This is a genomic window from Malikia granosa (genome assembly GCF_002980595.1).
GTDB lineage: Bacteria > Pseudomonadota > Gammaproteobacteria > Burkholderiales > Burkholderiaceae_C > Malikia > Malikia granosa.
This window is the reverse complement of sequence record NZ_PVLQ01000146.1, coordinates 1-2,771: the sequence shown is the minus strand read 5'-3', so window position 1 is coordinate 2,771 and position 2,771 is coordinate 1. Positions and strand designations below refer to the sequence as shown.

3 protein-coding genes are annotated in these 2,771 nt (G+C 68.2%); all 3 read right to left on the bottom strand.

The annotated features are described in order from the left end of the window. Nucleotides 1-12: 12 nt before the first annotated feature. Nucleotides 13-609, bottom strand: coding sequence for an IMPACT family protein (locus C6P64_RS17635; protein WP_105749829.1), 597 nt, complete (start codon nt 607-609; stop codon nt 13-15). A gap of 34 nt (nt 610-643) precedes the next feature. After that, nucleotides 644-1,417 (bottom strand): SDR family oxidoreductase, encoded by a 774-nt coding sequence (locus C6P64_RS17630; protein ID WP_105749828.1) that lies wholly within the window; start codon nt 1,415-1,417, stop codon nt 644-646. Nucleotides 1,418-1,548: 131 nt separating this feature from the next. Next, nucleotides 1,549-2,771 (bottom strand): heavy metal translocating P-type ATPase (locus tag C6P64_RS17625; RefSeq protein ID WP_146115981.1); only part of this gene is annotated, 1,223 nt, incomplete at its 5' end.

Here is a 2,771-nt window from a genome sequence, read left to right as displayed (position 1 = left end):
CGTTAACAGGCCCTAGGCCTGCGGCTCGTCGAGCCAGACCAGCCGACCCTGGCCACCTTCGTCCAGCCTGGCGCGCAGCGCTGCGGCCTGTGTTTCGGCCACGCGCAGGCTGATCGCGACCAGGTGGCCGTGGCTGGCCTCGAGCAACTCGGCCTGGCCGAGTTGCAGCTCACGCCTGACCCAACCCTCGAGCGCGTAGGGCAGCTGGCAGGTCCAGCGCAACTGGCGCACCCGCTCGACCTTGTCCGCGCCTGCCAGTGCCTGTGCCACGGCATCGGTGTAGGCGCGCACCAGCCCGCCGGCACCGAGCTTGACGCCGCCGAAGTAGCGCACCACGGTCGCGAGCACGCCTTCCAGCTCCTGGTGCCGCAGCACGTCCAGCATCGGGCGTCCGGCGGTGCCGCCCGGTTCGCCGTCGTCGTTGGCCGCCGACTGGCCGCCTGCCAGCAAGGCCCAGCAGACATGGGCCGCGCCCGGATGGCGCTCGCGCAAGCCTTGCACGATCGCCTGCGCTTCGGCCCGCCCCTCGACCGGCTGCACGCAGGCGATGAAGCGGCTCTTCTTGATCAGGAGTTCATGTTCAGCTGGCGCATTCAGGGTATAGGGCATGGGGGCCCAAGCTTACCGGATGCGTCCCCGCCAATCAGGACGCGCTCTGGGAGTCGCCGTCGATCGGGATCATCTGTCCCGATATCGAGCGCGCCGCATCCGAGGCCAGGAAGACGGCGAGTGCGGCAATGTCGGCCGGATCGACGAAATGCTGGATCGACTGGTTGGCCAGTGCGGCCGCTTCTTCCTGTTCCAGCGTGCGCCCGCTCACCGCTGCGCGGCCCTGGAATACCTGCTGCAGGCGAGGACCTTCCACGGCGCCGGGCAGGATGGCGTTGACCCGGATGCCGAATTCGCCGAGCTCGCGCGACAGCGTCTTGGTAAAGCCGATCAGGCCCCACTTGGTGGTGGAGTAGGGGCTGCGGTTGGGATAGCCGAAGCGACCGGCCAGCGACGACATCACGAGGATGGCGCCCGAGTCGGACTGCTTCAGATGCGGGATCGCGAGCTGGGTCACGGTGAAGGTGCCGGTCAGGTTGACCCGCAGCACGGCTTCCCATGCCTGCGGGTCCATGTCCGCCACGCTGGCCGCCGGTCCGGCGATGCCGGCATTGTTGACCAGCACGTCCAGCCCGCCCAGCGCCGCCACGGCCTCGGCCATCATCCGTTGCACGCTGTCGCGCTCCGCGATGTCGCAGCGGCTGGTGCCGATGCCGGGGTGTTCGCTGCGCAGCCGCTGCAGCGCCGCCTCGTCGATGTCGCAGACATGGACCCGGCTGCCCGCGGCAGCGAATGCCTTGGCGATTGCCAGTCCGATGCCGCCTGCGCCCGCGGTGACGAGGACTCGTTGGGTGCTGGATAAGGTCATGGTGTTGCTGTTTTCATTCAGGGGGTTGTCGAAGCTGCCGTGCAGGCGCCGAGTATGAACCCAGGCACTGGAACGGCCTTGGGCCGGCAGCGGGTCGCTCGTGCTGGGACGGCCCGAGGCGAATCAGGGCTTCAGGCTCGCAGCAGCCGCAATCCGTTGCCGACCACCAGCAGGCTGGCCCCCATGTCGGCAAAGACCGCCATCCACAGGGTCGCGGAGTCGAACACCGCCAGCCCCAGGAAGGCGGCCTTGATCCCGAGCGCCAGCGCAATGTTCTGCAGCAGGATGGCGTGGGTCCTGCGGGAGAGCCGGATGATTTCGGGAATCCGGCGTAGGTCGTCGTTCATGATGGCGATGTCGGCGGCCTCGATGGCGACATCCGTCCCCAGGCCGCCCATGGCAATGCCCAGGTCCGATGCCGCCAAGGCCGGAGCGTCATTGATGCCGTCCCCCACCATCGCCACCAGCCGGCCACCGGCACGCTCGCGCATCTCATGGATCGCCTCCAGCTTGGCCTGCGGCAGCAGTTCGCCGCGCGCCTGCGCCACCCCCGCTTCGCGCGCAATCGCATCGGTCGTGGCCTGGTTGTCGCCCGAGAGAATCGTCGTTGCCACGCCCAGCGCCGAGAGCCTCGCAATCGCTTCGCGCGAGCTGTCCTTGATGCCGTCGGCCACCGCGAAGATCGCCAGGACCTGTTCGCGCGAGGCCAGCATCGTCACCGTCCGTCCCCGGGCCTCGTGCACCGACAGCTTCTCTTCGATCTGGACGCGGCACAAGCCCAGTGACTCCATCAGGCGGTGATTGCCCAGCCAGAGTTCGAGCCCATGGGCTCGCGCCTTGATGCCTTGCCCCGGCAGCACCTCGAAGGACTCCAGGTCGCCGTCGCAGCCAAGACCCGCCAGCCCGGCGGCCACCGCTTGCGATACCGGGTGATCGGAATGGGCGGCCATGTCGCAGGCCCAGTGCAGCACTTCGTCCTCGTGGCTGACCCCAGGCATCACTTCCGTTTGCACCAGCCGAGGCTTGCCTTGTGTGATCGTGCCGGTCTTGTCCAGCGCGATGAGCTGGATCTTGCGCGCGTTTTCCAGGTGAACCCCGCCCTTGATCAGGATGCCGCGCCGCGCGGCACTGGCCAGCCCGCTGACGATGGTGACCGGGGTCGAAATCACCAGCGCGCAGGGGCAGGCGATCACCAGCAGCACCAGGGCCTTGTAGAGGCCCTGCAGCCATGGCCAGCCCCACCAGAGCGGGCCGGCGACGGCGACCAGCAAGGCAATCACGAACACCATCGGGGTGTAGATGGGCTTTGTTGCGCAATTCAATCGAAGGGCGCACTGCCCCTGACCCCAGACGG

Coding starts and splice junctions, on each gene's coding strand:
- C6P64_RS17635 (WP_105749829.1), bottom strand. CDS start 609: ATGCCCTATACCCTGAATGCGCCAGCTGAACATGAACTCCTGATCAAG.
- C6P64_RS17630 (WP_105749828.1), bottom strand. CDS start 1,417: ATGACCTTATCCAGCACCCAACGAGTCCTCGTCACCGCGGGCGCAGGC.